Origin of the sequence: Persicitalea jodogahamensis (genome assembly GCF_014651615.1) — a bacterium.
GTDB classification, from domain to species: domain Bacteria; phylum Bacteroidota; class Bacteroidia; order Cytophagales; family Spirosomataceae; genus Persicitalea; species Persicitalea jodogahamensis.
Map to the genome: position 1 here is coordinate 353,851 of NZ_BMXF01000004.1, position 14,859 is coordinate 368,709.

The window sequence follows — 14,859 nt, forward strand, 5'->3', positions numbered from 1 at the left end:
GCAACGTCAAATAACCTAAATATGAAAAAAACGATACTGTTAACCCTCCTTTGTCTTCCGATTTCCCTCAAAGCTCAACTCACCGTTGAGAAAATCATGCAGGATCCCAAAACCTGGATAGGTACTTCGCCCGATGGGGTTCACTGGTCTGAGGATTCTAAAATCATCTATTTCGATTGGAATCCGGATGCCAATCCCGGCGACTCGCTATATCAGTACTCACTCGAAAAAAAGAAAATCACTAAGGTAAGCCTGGGAGAACGCAAAAACATGCCTTCTCAGCGTGGTGTTTACAATCGACACCGGACATTGAAAGTTTACGCAAAAAACGGGGATATCTATCTGCTGGATTGCAAGACGTACCAGATTCGGCAATTGACCAACACCGTCGAGATCGAGGGAAGTCCTGCATTTAGCGGCGATGAGCAGCGGGTGATATTTGAAAAAGATGACAATTTATTCAGCATTGCGTTGTCATCGGGTCTTCTGACCCAGCATACCGACTTCAGGAACGGCAGTAAGAAGGCCGAAGCCAAAAAATCGGACGAGGAAAAATGGCTGGAAAGCGATCAGCTGGCTCTGTTTGATATTTTGAAAGAAAGAAAAGCCAGGAAAGATTCCGCTAAAAAAATAACGGAGGCCGAAAAACCGGATCGCCCCAAAGAAATTTATCTGGGTGAAAAAAGGGTCTCATCCCAACAACTGAGTCCCGACGGGCGATTTGTGACTTACCGTCTCAGCAAAGCCGACAAATCATCCAAAAGGACAATTGTTCCCAGCTTCGTGACACAATCTGGATTTACCGAGGATTTACCAGCCCGTACAAAAGTAGGTGATCCGGCGACGGAGTATGAGTTTTGGGTGTATGATATCAAGAAGGACACCATGCGGCAGGTAAGCACGAAAAAACTACCCGGAATTGGCGATAAGCCGGATTACCTGAAAGACTACCCTAAGCAAGACACCTCCTGGAAAAAAGACAAAGTCCGGCCTGTAATAGTCCACGGACCTTCCTGGTCGGAGGACGGACTCAATGCCGTGGTGGTGGTGAGGTCGCTCGATAACAAAGACCGTTGGATCATGGCCTTTGATCCTGACTCACTTAGTTTAAAGCCGCTTGAACGTCAGCGGGATGAAGCATGGATTGGTGGCCCGGGTGTAGGGGGATATCCGCAAAGCTCTGGTGATTTGGGATGGATAGACAACTCAACCCTATACTTTGTGAGTGAGGCTGACGGCTACGCCCATCTTTACTCGCTGGATGTGAAAAGCGGCAAGAAATCACAACTCACTAAGGGTAAATTTGAAATACAGAGTGTTTTGCTATCAAAGGACAAGCAAACATTCTACCTCACCACCAACGAAGTCCATCCCGGCGAAAAGCAATTCTACAAGATGGCCGTCACGGGTGAAGAGAGGACTCGTTTAACACCTCAAAAAGGAGCATATGAAGTTGAACTCTCTCCCGATGAGACAAAACTCGCCATGCGTTATTCTAACAGCAATAACCCCTGGGAATTATTTCTGATGGCTAATAAGGTAGACGCCAAGCCTGAGCAAATTACGCAGTCAACTACCGAAGCATTTAAAGCCTACCCCTGGCGTGAGGCTAAACTCGTCACCTTAAAGGCCGCGGACGGTGCAGATGTTCATGCCCGAGTCTATGAGCCCAAAAAACCAAATGGCCGGGCGGTGATTTTTGTCCATGGAGCAGGCTACCTGCAAAATGCTCATGCATGGTGGAGTAATTATTTTCGCGAATACATGTTCCATAATCTATTGGTAGATAAAGGTTATACGGTTCTGGACATGGATTACCGCGCCAGTGCGGGTTATGGGCGCGACTGGCGCACCGGCATTTATCGATTCATGGGAGGAAAAGACCTTAGTGACCACGTGGATGGCGCCAATTGGTTGGTCAAGAAATACAAAGTAGACCCTAAGAAGATTGGAATCTACGGGGGCTCGTACGGGGGCTTTATCACTTTAATGGCGTTATTCACCACCCCCGATGTCTTCAAGGCTGGTGCGGCGTTGCGTCCCGTGACTGACTGGGCGGCCTATAATCACCCCTACACAGCCAATATCCTTAACGAGCCGCAATTGGACAGTTTGGCTTACCGCAAAAGCTCACCGATTTATCACGCTGCCGGTCTGAAAAATCACTTGCTGATTTGCCACGGAATGGTGGATGTTAATGTGCATTTTCAGGATGTGGTAAGGTTATCGCAAAGATTGATAGAATTAAAAAAAGACAATTGGGAATTAGCCGTATACCCCTTGGAAGACCATGGGTTTGTCGAACCATCCTCATGGACAGACGAGTATAAGCGCATTCTTAATTTGTTTGAAGAAAACCTTCGTTGAGAAGGTGGCACGGCATAATCTTTATTCAGGATAACAATCAACTAACATTTGCTATTGAACCATGGAAAGATCGAATTTCACCGAAAGAGAACAAATTATTGAAGTAGTTAACCGCCTTTTTGTTTATACGGATCAGCAACGCTGGGAGGCATTGCAGGAGGAGGTATTCACCGGACACGTTCAGTTCGATATGTCGTCGATGGGTGACGAATCAAAAGAGCTCACTTCTCAGGAAATCTGTGAATATTGGTCTAAAGTTTTCGATGGGGTAGATTCGGTGAATCATTTGGCGGGAAACCATCTTGTCACGATTGTTGATAATTCCGCTGAGGTTTTTGTTTACGCAACAGCTACCCATTTTAAAGAATCGGCGAGTGAGGGAAAAATCAGGGAGTATTTCGGTACATACAATTTACACCTTAAACATATGACCGAAGGCTGGCGGATTGACTCATTCAAGTACGAATTGAAGTTTTCGGCAGGGAATAGTCAACTCGCCTAAACATTTTTAAAGATTCTGCGCTAGGTATCTTTCGGCATTTTATTTTTTGAATCCGAACCATTTTCATGAGTGACAGGTTTAGGGATAGATGTATGTACATCTATTTAATCACCAAAAAAATTAACATCATGAAAAAAAACATCCTCACAATTGCTTTTTTGGCCACGGCATCTCTTGCATTTGTAGCTTGTGATTCAGAGAAGAAGTCAGAAACAGCCGAAGAAACTGCCGGAATCCCCGATGGGACAATGAACGTTGATCTCGCGTCCAGCGAAGTCAACTGGGAAGGCACCATGGTTGGTATGTACTCTCACTCCGGTGATGTTAAGTTAACCGACGGCAGCGTCACGATTACCGATGGTAAAATTACGGGTGGTAACTTCGCAGTGGATTTGACTACGATCAACCCGACTGATGAAAACTACGATGCTGAGAAAGACCGTACTCCCGAAAAACTGGTAGGGCATCTTTCTTCTGATGACTTTTTTGCCGTAGAGCAGCACCCAAAAGCCACCTTTGAAATCACTGGTTCGGAAGGTAGCACAGTGATGGGAAATCTTACCGTTCGAGGCAAGACTAATCCTGAGGAGGTTAAAAACGTGAGTATTACGGAAGAAGGCGGTAAAGTGACGATGACAGGAGATCTGACCTTTGACCGGACCAAGTATGACGTATCATTCAAGCACCCAATGCAGGAAATGGTATTGTCAAATGACGTTGAAATGAAAGTGAAACTGGTCGCCAGCAATTAATTAAAATTCGACTGAGTACTATACACGCACCCCTGAAATTTTCAGGGGTGCGTTTTTTTATACTCTTTCGGGTGGGCTGTCGTTTTTGAAATATTCGCAATTCGATTAACCCATTTACATTCACCTGAATGTCAAACGATCTACAACCTGTGCTGCAATACCTGGAAATTCTTTCTGTAAAAATCGCCAAACTCGAAGCTGAACAAATTGTGGCCCGCAACATGATAGGGAAACTGGCCGCGCGTGTACATCAGGTGGAGTACGAGGAAATGGAAGCTCTGCAGGTTAGAATGGAAAAATCTGCAAAAAAAGCGTTGCTGCCCGCCCTCATGCAGGGCATGGCCGTATTGACAGAGGAAGAAGTTCGGCAGCATTTAGGAATTGGGGCGTAGATTTGTATTCAACACTCTTAAATTCCACATCATGATCGTAAAATCTATTCCCGCCGGCTGGGAAGTTATCTACCAGCGAGCACATGGACTTCTTGCTGCTAAGTTGGCCTTCTATTGGAAGGTGGCCGAACGCCCTCCCCATTTCGTAGAGACTCTGTTGGCCATTGCCGAACACGACGATGGTGTTCCCGAATCCCGCATGCCCGAAAATTTAACAGAGGCCGGAGCCCCCAAGCATTTTCAGTTATTGGGGCGCTCGGCAGAGCAGTATCGCAGTGTGATGGAGATATCTTCGTCCAAAAGCCGCTGGAATGCATTAATGACCTCATTGCATACCACCTTTTTGTATGGAGACCAAAAATTGGAAGATGCTGACATTAAGGAATTTGTAGCCGAGCAGAAAAAACTTCAGACAAAAATTACTAAGGAACTGGGACTGAGTAGGAGCGAGGCTGAAAAACATTACAGATTTGTAGAATGGTGTGACGCGTTATCGTTGTTGCTGTGCATGGATAAAGTTCAACCCGAACAACGCCGTATGGACATCAGTACAGGCCCCGACAAGACAATGTACCAGCTCTGGCAGGATGAAAAAGAGAATCTCCATGTCGAGCCTTGGCCTTTCGAACCTGATTCATTTGAAGTCTCTGTCGAATACCGGGAATTGCATCAGCTAAAATTCACTAATTCGCAAGAACTGGACAGTTGTTTGAAAGCAGCAGGAGTAGGCGTGAGGTCATGGCGGTTTTGTCGGTAGCACCGTTGAATTTTGGGTTTTATACAATCCGAAAGCTAAGGATCTTTGTTTTTTGCTTATTTCAGCGGCGCTTTTCAGTTAAGATAAAGGAGAATGAGCTGCCTGGCTCCTTTTCAATACTTCATTATCCATCTTGACTAAAATGATAAATCGTCGCCAGGCAATCGCCGGTATCGCCGCTACTACCGCAATTACTGCCATTCCACGAATTTCTAGTGCTGCCGCCAGGCAGGAATCTTTCAAATATGCCTTGAACATGAGTACCCTTCGGGGACATAAGCTGGGCTTTATGAAAGAAATAGAAGTTGCTTCAAAAGCTGGTTACCGCCACGTTGAAATCTGGATCAACAGCCTGCAGGACTACCTGAAAGGCGGGGGGACAACCGCTGATGCCCGAAAACACCTCAAAGACTCCGGTATAGAAGTGGAGGATGCCATCGGTTTTGCCCAATGGATCGTAGACGACAATTCAATCCGTAGTAAGGCCATCGATCAGCTGAAGGAAGAGATGGATATCTTGGCCGAAATTGGATGCAAACGCATTGCCGCCCCGCCCATGGGCGCAACCAAGGACGTAACTCTCGACCTGAAAAAGGCCGCCGAACGCTACCGTACCATACTTGAGCTTGGAGACAAGGTGAGCGTCATCCCTCATCTGGAACTCTGGGGGTTCTCCCAAAATCTCAGTCGCCTGAGCGAACTTATGTACGTGGCAATCGAATCCGGACATCCTTCTGCTAAGGTACTTATGGATGTTTACCACCTATACCGTGGCGGCTCTGGCTTACAGCAGGTTGCCTGGGTCGGGAAGCCTTACATTGAAATATTTCACGTAAATGATTACCCAGCCACCCCCGCTCAGAATGTAATCACTGATGCCGACAGGGTATACCCGGGGGATGGAGTGGGTCCTATGAAGGAGCTATTCACGATTTTAAAAAATCCTGAAAAACCCGTGATCCTATCACTAGAAGTATTCAACCCGGCATACTATGCTCAGGATGCGCTACTGGTTGCCAAGACCGGCCTGGCAAAAATGAAACAAGCTACCAAGGGGATATAAAAAAGAGAGGCTATGCACCTGGCATAGCCTCTCTTTTTTTCAAAGTATTTTCTAAACTACCACCGGGTTTCTGAAGATCGCTGAAATTACCTTTCCGTCTTCAGGCATTTCTTCTTCTGAGCACTGATATACTTTCCCCTGCTGCATGATAGTCTTGATTGCGGCCTCGGTAAGCAGGTCTTTTGTTTCAGGTGTGGAAGAAGGTTCAATTTCCAGTTCGTAAAGCTGCTCATTGAAGACTCCCCAGATAGCGGCATTTTCCCTCACAAACAGGGTCTCAACCTGTCCGGTCAGGGCCGCTTTAATCACCTTGTCCTGATCGGAGGAGGCCCAATCACCATTAGCCAACTCGGCGTACTTCTCGAAGCGTTCGTCTCGTTCAGCATCAAATTTTGACTCCATGAACTCCCAAGCTTTTGCGTGGAGGACAGCGGCATCAGCTTCCGAGAAACTACCGTGAATGGTATGTTCTACATACTTATTGTATTTACTTGTCTCCCGGTACATAGGAAGCAGGTACTCAACCCCCGCAAGTACTGTCGGCAAAGGATCACAATTAAGGATTCCGTCCACTTCATTGCTTAGCTGATGGAAATACTGTTTGATATCCTCTTTATCAGTGTCAGTGACGCCATGTCCATGAAACGTGGCCCCGGCTTTACCACCCTGGCCGCTCCGCCACTGAAGGTGCTCTTCTTTTTCGAGAAATTTCATGTAGTCGTCTATGGTAGTGGGTACTTCTTCATTGAGTACTACCTCAGAAACCGTACCGGGCGTAGCTTCGTAGAGCCGAACATCCTCCAGATTAATGTTGAGAACATAGAAGCGGCCATCCGCATTCAGGAGCGGGATAAGTGGACGAAGCATGAAGCCTTTTCCAACATAGGTAGAGGGTTTTTCTATCTCCAGCGGCAGCGTTTTGATATTTACCCCTTTGGAGCTTTGAAAATAGGCGAGCCCGTCCGAACCATGTTGCCAGAACTGGGAATCTTCCAGTAAATCATAGCCTGGTTTCAGATATTCTCGGGCTTCATTGTCGTTCCATCCATAAAGTTTGTTGAGTTGCGAGATTGCTTCCTGCAACTGATTCTTAAAATTGATTTTGTCCTTTTGGTGGTTGTCGGTGGAATCTCTGCTCGTAGGAGAAAAGATCGTCACATGATGCAGACCCTTTACATTTAAAAGTTCATTCAGCTGTTCAACTTTGAAAATTTCCATATCTCGAATATTAAAGGTTTAGACTAAATATAATCTGGCAGGCAAGCCATTTTTATGGTATACCTGACAAGATTATTCCATACCATGTTAAATCTGTGTTTTTACCGCTATCAGCCTACAAGGTTGATGTTTGCGAAAATCTGGAAGAAATGGAAAGACATTTAATGTGAGGAATATGTACCCCTTCTGAGGAAAAAAAAGTACTTGATCGCCCCCTCGATCATCTTGGAACACCAGTACATAATACGATATGCCATGAAAAAGACAGAAAGATTTCAAAACATCAAACTCGATATTCAAACTGACGATTTTGATCCTAGTAAAGACATTATCACCACCATACACATAGAGTTGAGGAAACTTATGCGCGTTTACGGGAGTATTTTGGGTGCCGATGTTTACCTGTGTTATGATTCTCCCACGGATGCTGATCGTAAAGTAGCGCGTATGAGGGTAGGAGCTCCCGGAAGAAATTATGTTGCCGAAGCGTGCTCAGATACATGGGACCAGGCCCTGCTGGAAGTAACAGGAAAATTAAGAAGCCAACTGCTCGGACGCCACACTGCAAATCATAGAGCACATGCGGCATGATGGGTAGTTATCCTCTATAAACAAAGAAGCGTAATAGATTATCTATTACGCTTCTTTGTTTATAGGGTTGTTGAAAATAACCATTTGATGAAGCTTTTCTGACAAGCTGGCACTATAAGAACCAGGATCGGCTAATATGGCAGTGTCCGTATTCTCCTCTTTTATAAGCTCAATATGTGATATGCCGCTCAGTTTAAATGTAAGGCTCTATGTACTAGATTGTTAAAATACAATCTGCTTGTCAAATTGCTGGGACATACTATTTATCCCGGGATCGTCCTTTAAACTGGTATATCCTTTTTAACTCTTATACATGAACGTAAAAACCTAGCTCATGAAAAAGAAACTGAATATCCCGCAAGAAATGTTGATGAGCATCGACTTTATGAATACCGCAAATGGCGGCATGAGTCAGCCCATCCTGAATATAGAAAATAGAGAAAATGGTTACGAGGTAACTGTTAAAGCACCCGGAATAGAACCTGATGAATTGCAAGTCGAGATTTTGAAAGATAAGCTAATGATCTATCACCTGCTGCCGATTTTCGGCACCTCGGATGGTGAATCCAGTGAAATGCGATCCATTCGATTTATAAGTAAGATGCAAATTCCTGCTGATGTTGATGTGGAAAGTATATCCGCCCGCTACGACGAAGACCGCCGCTACCTCACGCTCGAACTACCCTCTGATCAGACACAGCAGGACTTCCATCGGCGGATCAACATCGAACGATGGTAATCAAGATTTGAAAATTGTTTATAATAAGGCAAAATCCCCCGACTCTTCTGAGCCGGGGGATTTTTTTTAAGATAGTGACCGTGATCAGCTGACGGTACCTCCATTCCATATGGTCTTCCCGGGTTGCAGAAACGACAGACTGCCGTCGCGGTCTTCGGCCATCAGAATCATTCCCTGCGATTCGGTGCCCATCATTTTGCGTGGAGCGAGGTTTGCCAGGTAAAGTACCTGTCGTCCCGTTACTTCCTCGGGCTTGAAATGCTCGGCGATGCCGCTCAGCACGGTACGTTGTTCGGTGCCGATGTCAAGTTTTATTTTCAGGAGTTTCTTGCTTTTGGGTACGACCTCAGCTTCCAGTACGGTCGCTACCCGGATGTCCATTTTGGCAAAATCGTCAAACTGTATTTCGGCCCTTACCTCGGGGACATGCTTACTTTCAAGTTCGTTCATTCGTTTGGCTTCGTGGAGTTTTTCAATTTGTTTCTGAATCACATCATCTTCTATTTTCTCAAACAACAGGCTCGATTCGCCCAGTGCGTGTCCGGCCGGAAGCAAATCAGCGCGTCCAGCGTCGTGCCAGGTAGTTTTTTCAGCTCCTAACTGTTTGTTGATTTTAGCAGCCGTAAACGGCAGAAAGGGTTCGGTTACGATCGCCAGCGAGGCCGTGATTTGCAGCGCGATATTCATGATCGTATCCACGCGGCGGTCGGTGCTGCCGTCGGTATCGGTCTTGATGGCGTGCCAGGGTTGGGTTTCGGCCAGGTACTTGTTGCCTAATCGGGCCAAATCCATAACAAGCGTCAGCCCTTCGCGGAAGCGGTAATTTTCCAGCGCGTCGGCGATGCGAGCGGGAAAGGCGGCCAGTTCGTCCAAGGTACTTTGATCTATTTCCTGCAATTCGCTTACCGAAGGTACTTTGCCTTCGCAGAATTTCTGCGTCAGGATCATGGCACGGTTTACGAAATTACCAAATACCCCCACCAATTCGCTGTTATTGCGGGTCTGGAAATCTTTCCAGGTGAACTCGCTATCCTTGGTTTCGGGGGCGTTAGCGGTAAGTACATAGCGTAGTACATCCTGCTTACCGGGGAATTCGGCCAGGTACTCGTGCAGCCACACGGCCCAGTTGCGCGAGGTCGAAATCTTGTCGCCTTCCAGATTCATGAACTCGTTGGCAGGTACCTGATCGGGTAGGATATAAGTATCTTCCGCTATCAAAGTCGCGGGGAAAATGAGACAGTGAAACACGATGTTGTCTTTCCCGATGAAATGCACCAGCTTGGTATCATCTTCTTTCCACCATTTTTCCCAACCCGCGTCGGCGCCGTTTTTCTGCGTGAGCCAATCTTTCGTGGCCGATATATATCCAATCGGTGCCTCGAACCACACATAAAGTACCTTGCCATCGGTGTCGGGTAGGGGTACTTTGATGCCCCAGTCCAGGTCGCGGGTCATGGCGCGGGGTTTCAGGCCTTCTTTCAGCCACGACTGGCATTGACCCAGCACGTTGGTTTTCCACTCGGGATGACTGTCGATGTACTCCTGAATTTGAGGCTGCATCGTGTCTAAAGGCAAAAACCAGTTGGTGGTAGCCTTCAAAACGGGTTGCGCGCCAGAGAGTGTGGATCGTGGTTCGATGAGTTCCGTCGGACTGAGCGTAGAGCCGCAACGTTCGCACTGATCGCCGTAGGCGTTGGGATTCGAACAGACCGGACAAGTACCCACGATGTATCGGTCAGCCAGGAATTGCTGCGCTGTTTCGTCGTAGTATTGTTCGGTGGTTTCTTCAATAAAACCTCCTTTTTCGTACAGATCTTTAAAAATTTCCTGCGACGTTTCGTGATGGACGGGCTTGCTGGTGCGCGAGTACACATCGAACGAAATACCCAACTCAGCGAATGAATCGGCGATTTGGGTATAGTACTTGTCCACGACCTGTTGTGGTGTCACGCCTTCCTTCTTGGCGCGGATCGTGATGGGTACCCCGTGTTCATCGGTACCGCTGATGAAGGCGACATCCGCGCCTTTGGAGCGCAGGTATCGCACATAAATATCCGCCGGGATGTAGCAACCCGCCAAATGGCCGATGTGAATGGGGCCATTGGCGTAGATGAGGGCGGCGGTAACGGTATAGCGTTGGGGATTGGTCAATGACATATTCAGGGAACAAGTAAAATCGATAGCGGTTAGATAACAAAGACTAGTTCCGCAAAATTAGTAAAAAGCGGCTGTGTGCGGTATGAATTATAATTTACCGATTACTATAGCGCCGATAGGTCCTCAGGACGAGTTCTGTACCTTTCATTAGTAGAGCCAAACAGGACTCGCCCGTTCTGGTCCTGAGCACGAAGACTGCGCCCGTGTTTTCTAAAACGGCGGGTGCTGGTTTGAATGGGAAAGGCAAGGCGTGATTTAATCAGTCAGAAAACTTCTTTCCAGAAAAAATGGAAATTTGAGTTTGATACAAAAAGGTACTTGGTGTAGTGCACACTTGATAAGTGCGCTCGACCGTATTAACTCGTTTTCTTGTCAATCTCCTCCTTGGTGACAAACCTGAGATTATCCGTCAGTATATCCTCTGTCTCCTCCAAATGTCCGAAGGCGTAGTTCATTTTTGCCCGGTCGAAATCGTTTTCATTGTTGGCGATCCAGATGGTAGCCACGCCATTGCCGATGAAATTGGTGATGGCCCGGGCTTCGGACATGAAGCGGTCTACACCAAGCAACAAGGCCAGTCCTTCCAGCGGAATAACCTTGATGGCTGTCAAGGTAGAGGCTAATACTACAAAGCCGCTACCCGTGACTCCTGCTGCGCCTTTGGAGGTGACCATCAGGATGCCGATGATTGTAAACATCTGCGCTAGTGACAATTCCACACCGTATACCTGCGCCAGGAAAATGGTGGCCATCGATAAATATATTGTCGTGCCGTCGAGATTGAAAGAATAGCCCGCCGGAACTACCAGCCCGACGATGGGCTTGGAGCAGCCCATCCTTTCGAGCTTTTCCATGAGCGATGGCAGCCCCGCCTCCGAGGATGAAGTACCGAGTACAATCAGCAGCTCCTCGCGGATGTAGTTTAGGTACTTCATCAGGCTGATCTTGTAATAACGCAGTATGAAATACAGGACTATGAAAATGAACAGCCCCATGGTAGTGTATACCGTAAGCATTAACTTGCCCAGCGGCAAGAGGGTCTTGATTCCGTACTTTCCGATAGTGAATGCCATCCCCCCAAACGCTCCGATGGGCGCAAACAACATCACAAAATGAAGTGCTTTGAAAACGTATTTGGATAAATAATTAAGTACATCCAAAATCCGTTGCTTGGCATTGTACTTACTAAGGAAAATGCCAAAGGCAATTGAAAATAGAAGTACCTGAATGGTTAAGTTGTTCTTGAAGAATTCCCACCAGCTGAAACCTTTTTCGGCTTCCTGGGCAAATTTTGAAACATCACCTGTTGCTGTAGCGTCGCCCGTCAGGCTGGTGGTAACCACGCCATCACCAGGGCGTATCAGGTAGGCTACCGCCACTCCGATGATCAGGGCAAAAGTAGTGACGACCTCAAAATACAGCAAAGCCTTTCCGCCTACCTTGCCTACTTTTTTCAAATCGCCCATTCCGCTTATTCCCAAAGAAATGGTGAGGAAGATGATAGGGTTAATGAACAACTTTACAATATCGATAAAGCCCGTACCGAGTGGTCGCATCCGTTGCCCGGCATCTGGATAAAAGTGACCAAGTAAAGCTCCGGTTGCGATAGCGGTTAGTACCCAAAAGGTCAGGTTGGTGAAGAGTTTTTTCATGAAAGGTTTGAATCAAAAAGTGCTTTTGCTGCTGGAATTCGATTGTTTTGAGCTTGCGACCTCCACCAAAGAACGAGATAAACCCCAGCATTTCAAAAATAGCCATTAATTTCGCAATACATGCTAGCTGAACTTTGCCAGTCGGGAGACCGTTGAATTGCTTATGCGAATTTTGATAACCGGGGCGACCGGACTCGTGGGCAGTGCCACTGCGAGGAGCTTTCTGGCGAAAGGGCACACCATAGTTGCCCTTCATCGTGCCAATTCCGACCGCTCCCTGGTCAATGACCTGGAAAACCAGATCCACTGGGTGGAAGGCGATATTCTGGATGTGCTATCATTGGAAAAAGCCATGGACCAGGTGGACTGTGTAGTTCACGCGGCGGCAATAGTCTCATTTGTGCCACGCGACGAGGCTGACATGTATAAGGTCAATGTTGAAGGAACAGCTAATGTGGTCAATGTCTGTTTAAAAAAGGGCATTCGCAAATTGTGCCATGTCAGCAGCGTTGCTGCATTAGGAAGACCAGATCCACGGTTAATTGAAGATCAGTCACGTATAGTCATCGACGAAACCCAGCGCTGGACCGATTCTCCCAATAATTCAGCGTATGCCAAATCAAAGTACCTGGCGGAGCTGGAAGTATGGCGCGGAATTGCGGAGGGCCTGCCTGCCGTGATCGTGAATCCTTCCCTGATTCTGGGCGAGGGTGACTGGCATAAAAGCAGCACCCAATTGTTCAAGTATGTGTATGATGGCAAACCATTCTATACTGTCGGAACGGTCAATTTTGTAGATGTGCGTGACATCGCGGAAGCGGTCGTTAAATTGACAATGTCAGACATCGAAAATGAACGATATGTTCTGAGTGCTGGTACGACTACCTATCAGCAGCTATTTTCGGTTATTGCATCGGCACTTGGCAGAAAACCGCCCCATATCAAGGTTGGACCAGGGCTGGCTGCTATAATCTGGCGGGTGGAAGCCATGCGTTCCTGGTTAACGGGAAGTCGCCCGTTGATCACAAAAGATACCGCCCGATCAGCCGCGCACCATTTTGAATATGATAGTGCCAAAATTAAGAGAGACTTGTCTTTTGATTTTCAGCCGCTTGATAAAACGGTGAAACGCGTCAGCGAAAGTTTTTTGACCGCAAAATGAGGTCGGCAAGAGATTTATTACTAACTTTCTTCTATCAAAATGGCGTAGAGGCATTTTTGCCGCCTGATTTAACCCTTTCTGTGTAATGGAACAGGATTTTGACGAACGAAAAAATTATATGAAGGAAACAATCCGTCGCTTCGAACGGATGCTTCAGACAGAAGAGCTGGAGTTCTTCGATTTGGATGCCTACGAGCAGGTCGCCGAGCATTATCTGGACAAAGGCGAGTGGGATAAAGCCATTAAGGCCTGCAATCTGGGATTGGAGAATTATCCTTACTCGCTCGAACTAATGCTGAGCAAATCGCAGCTTTACGCCAACCGTGCAGATTACGAATCAGCCTTGGAATTACTTGAAAAAGCTGCCCTCTTTCATCCTGGTGATACGGAGGTACTTTTCATGCAGGGGGCTGTGTTCAATCTGATGGGTGATTTTGAACAGTCGCTTCGTATTCTGGAAGGAATGCTCGATACTGCCGAAGAAGCGGATGAGATTTACTACCAGATCGGCCAGACGTACCAGAACTGGGGTAAGTTCGAGGAAGCGGTGGACAGCTATAAAAAATCCATCGCCATTAACCTTGATAATGAATACGCCTTTTATGAGCTGGCTCATTGTCTAGACATGCTTTCTCAACTGGATACTCATCTTGACTACTATCAAAGTTTGGTGGACCGCGATCCGTATTCCCACCATGCCTGGTACAATTTGGGAATAGCGTACAGTAAACTGGAGCGATTCGAGGAATCGATTCAGGCGTACGACTATGCTACTTTGGTAAAAGAGGATTTCGCATCGGCCTATTTCAACATGGCCAACTCCTTTATGAATACCGAGGACTTTGAGAGTGCCAAATTTAACTATCACAAGGCTATTGAACTGGAAGGAAAGCAGCCCGAAACCTGCTGCTGCCTGGGAGCTTGCTACGAACGGCTGGGCCAGTTTGAAACAGCAGCCAGTCATTACAGGGATGCGGTCAAACTCGACAGCGAGTGGGACGACGGCTGGTATGGTCTGGGGATCTGCATGAGTGAGATGAGCCGCTGGCATGAAGCCGTTGGGTTCCTGCGCCGCGCCATCAAAATTACCGAACTTAACCCGGATTACTGGCTGGCGCTGGCTGAAACCGAATATCGTCTTGGCAATGTAGTTTCGGCTTTCGAGGCTTTTGAGAAATCGGCCGAGATTGAGCCTGGCGACCCTGAGGTGTGGCTCAAATGGTCACTAGTGCTTTTTGATCAGGGAAACTACTCACGTGCGTGTGACTTGCTCTCTGCTGCTGTGGACGAGATTCCCGAAGATGCTGATTTATATTATCGCCTGTGTGTCTACCTGATTCATGGGGGAGAATACCGTGAGGCACTCCTCAACCTTGAAATCGCCTTGACGCTCAACTACGAGGCTCACATTCAGCTGTTTGATTTTTTTCCTGAATTGGAAAAACAAAAGGCTCTTTACCGAATTATTGAGCAGTACCGTCAGAAGAACTAAATTCCGGTCATTCGA

The 14,859-nt window shown here is 47.0% G+C and carries 13 protein-coding genes; 10 read left to right on the top strand and 3 right to left on the bottom strand.

The window, feature by feature from the left end; genetic code table 11:
• Positions 1-21: 21 nt before the first annotated feature.
• The 6 genes from IE117_RS19890 to IE117_RS19915 all read left to right on the top strand — a co-directional run bounded on the left by IE117_RS19890 (position 22) and on the right by IE117_RS19915 (position 5,833).
• On the top strand, positions 22-2,367 hold the full coding sequence (locus tag IE117_RS19890) for a prolyl oligopeptidase family serine peptidase (RefSeq protein ID WP_189566398.1): 2,346 nt from the start codon (positions 22-24) through the stop codon (positions 2,365-2,367).
• Positions 2,368-2,428: 61 nt separating this feature from the next.
• Positions 2,429-2,869: a nuclear transport factor 2 family protein gene (locus IE117_RS19895; protein ID WP_189566400.1), complete on the top strand. Its 441-nt coding sequence runs from the start codon at positions 2,429-2,431 to the stop codon at positions 2,867-2,869.
• 128 nt (positions 2,870-2,997) lie between these two features.
• Complete coding sequence (locus tag IE117_RS19900; RefSeq protein WP_189566401.1) at positions 2,998-3,621, top strand: YceI family protein; 624 nt, start codon at positions 2,998-3,000, stop codon at positions 3,619-3,621.
• Between the two features lie 128 nt (positions 3,622-3,749).
• Positions 3,750-4,013 (top strand): hypothetical protein, encoded by a 264-nt coding sequence (locus IE117_RS19905; RefSeq protein WP_189566402.1) that lies wholly within the window; start codon positions 3,750-3,752, stop codon positions 4,011-4,013.
• Positions 4,014-4,044: 31 nt separating this feature from the next.
• Positions 4,045-4,770 (top strand): DUF3891 family protein, encoded by a 726-nt coding sequence (locus IE117_RS19910; RefSeq protein ID WP_189566403.1) that lies wholly within the window; start codon positions 4,045-4,047, stop codon positions 4,768-4,770.
• Positions 4,771-4,912: 142 nt separating this feature from the next.
• On the top strand, positions 4,913-5,833 hold the full coding sequence (locus IE117_RS19915; RefSeq protein ID WP_189566404.1) for a sugar phosphate isomerase/epimerase family protein: 921 nt from the start codon (positions 4,913-4,915) through the stop codon (positions 5,831-5,833).
• Between the two features lie 51 nt (positions 5,834-5,884).
• On the opposite strand, the gene IE117_RS19920 is transcribed toward IE117_RS19915, so the two are convergent.
• Entirely contained in the window at positions 5,885-7,051 is a 1,167-nt protein-coding gene (locus tag IE117_RS19920; RefSeq protein ID WP_189566405.1) for a baeRF7 domain-containing protein, read from the bottom strand.
• 255 nt (positions 7,052-7,306) lie between these two features.
• On the opposite strand from IE117_RS19920, the gene IE117_RS19925 reads away from it, so the two are divergent.
• Both IE117_RS19925 and IE117_RS19930 read left to right on the top strand, forming a co-directional pair.
• Complete coding sequence (locus tag IE117_RS19925; protein ID WP_189566407.1) at positions 7,307-7,642, top strand: HPF/RaiA family ribosome-associated protein; 336 nt, start codon at positions 7,307-7,309, stop codon at positions 7,640-7,642.
• Positions 7,643-7,976: 334 nt separating this feature from the next.
• Positions 7,977-8,381, top strand: coding sequence for an Hsp20/alpha crystallin family protein (locus IE117_RS19930; protein WP_189566408.1), 405 nt, complete (start codon positions 7,977-7,979; stop codon positions 8,379-8,381).
• Between the two features lie 84 nt (positions 8,382-8,465).
• On the opposite strand, the gene metG is transcribed toward IE117_RS19930, so the two are convergent.
• Entirely contained in the window at positions 8,466-10,538 is a 2,073-nt protein-coding gene (metG, locus tag IE117_RS19935; protein WP_189566416.1) for a methionine--tRNA ligase, read from the bottom strand.
• A 356-nt stretch (positions 10,539-10,894) separates the two neighbouring features.
• Positions 10,895-12,190: a C4-dicarboxylate transporter DctA gene (gene dctA, locus IE117_RS19940; RefSeq protein WP_189566418.1), complete on the bottom strand. Its 1,296-nt coding sequence runs from the start codon at positions 12,188-12,190 to the stop codon at positions 10,895-10,897.
• Positions 12,191-12,353: 163 nt separating this feature from the next.
• On the opposite strand from dctA, the gene IE117_RS19945 reads away from it, so the two are divergent.
• Together IE117_RS19945 and IE117_RS19950 are read left to right on the top strand one after the other, a co-directional pair.
• Complete coding sequence (locus tag IE117_RS19945; RefSeq protein WP_189566420.1) at positions 12,354-13,352, top strand: SDR family NAD(P)-dependent oxidoreductase; 999 nt, start codon at positions 12,354-12,356, stop codon at positions 13,350-13,352.
• A gap of 85 nt (positions 13,353-13,437) precedes the next feature.
• Complete coding sequence (locus tag IE117_RS19950; RefSeq protein WP_189566421.1) at positions 13,438-14,844, top strand: tetratricopeptide repeat protein; 1,407 nt, start codon at positions 13,438-13,440, stop codon at positions 14,842-14,844.
• The last annotated feature ends 15 nt before the right edge of the window (positions 14,845-14,859 follow it).

Excerpts from the sequence above, each read along its gene's own strand:
- IE117_RS19890 (WP_189566398.1), top strand. The coding sequence starts at position 22 with ATGAAAAAAACGATACTGTTAACCCTCCTTTGTCTTCCGATTTCCCTC.
- IE117_RS19895 (WP_189566400.1), top strand. The coding sequence starts at position 2,429 with ATGGAAAGATCGAATTTCACCGAAAGAGAACAAATTATTGAAGTAGTT.
- IE117_RS19900 (WP_189566401.1), top strand. The coding sequence starts at position 2,998 with ATGAAAAAAAACATCCTCACAATTGCTTTTTTGGCCACGGCATCTCTT.
- IE117_RS19905 (WP_189566402.1), top strand. The coding sequence starts at position 3,750 with ATGTCAAACGATCTACAACCTGTGCTGCAATACCTGGAAATTCTTTCT.
- IE117_RS19910 (WP_189566403.1), top strand. The coding sequence starts at position 4,045 with ATGATCGTAAAATCTATTCCCGCCGGCTGGGAAGTTATCTACCAGCGA.
- IE117_RS19915 (WP_189566404.1), top strand. The coding sequence starts at position 4,913 with ATGATAAATCGTCGCCAGGCAATCGCCGGTATCGCCGCTACTACCGCA.
- IE117_RS19920 (WP_189566405.1), bottom strand. The coding sequence starts at position 7,051 with ATGGAAATTTTCAAAGTTGAACAGCTGAATGAACTTTTAAATGTAAAG.
- IE117_RS19925 (WP_189566407.1), top strand. The coding sequence starts at position 7,307 with ATGAAAAAGACAGAAAGATTTCAAAACATCAAACTCGATATTCAAACT.
- IE117_RS19930 (WP_189566408.1), top strand. The coding sequence starts at position 7,977 with ATGAAAAAGAAACTGAATATCCCGCAAGAAATGTTGATGAGCATCGAC.
- metG (WP_189566416.1), bottom strand. The coding sequence starts at position 10,538 with ATGTCATTGACCAATCCCCAACGCTATACCGTTACCGCCGCCCTCATC.
- dctA (WP_189566418.1), bottom strand. The coding sequence starts at position 12,190 with ATGAAAAAACTCTTCACCAACCTGACCTTTTGGGTACTAACCGCTATC.
- IE117_RS19945 (WP_189566420.1), top strand. The coding sequence starts at position 12,354 with ATGCGAATTTTGATAACCGGGGCGACCGGACTCGTGGGCAGTGCCACT.
- IE117_RS19950 (WP_189566421.1), top strand. The coding sequence starts at position 13,438 with ATGGAACAGGATTTTGACGAACGAAAAAATTATATGAAGGAAACAATC.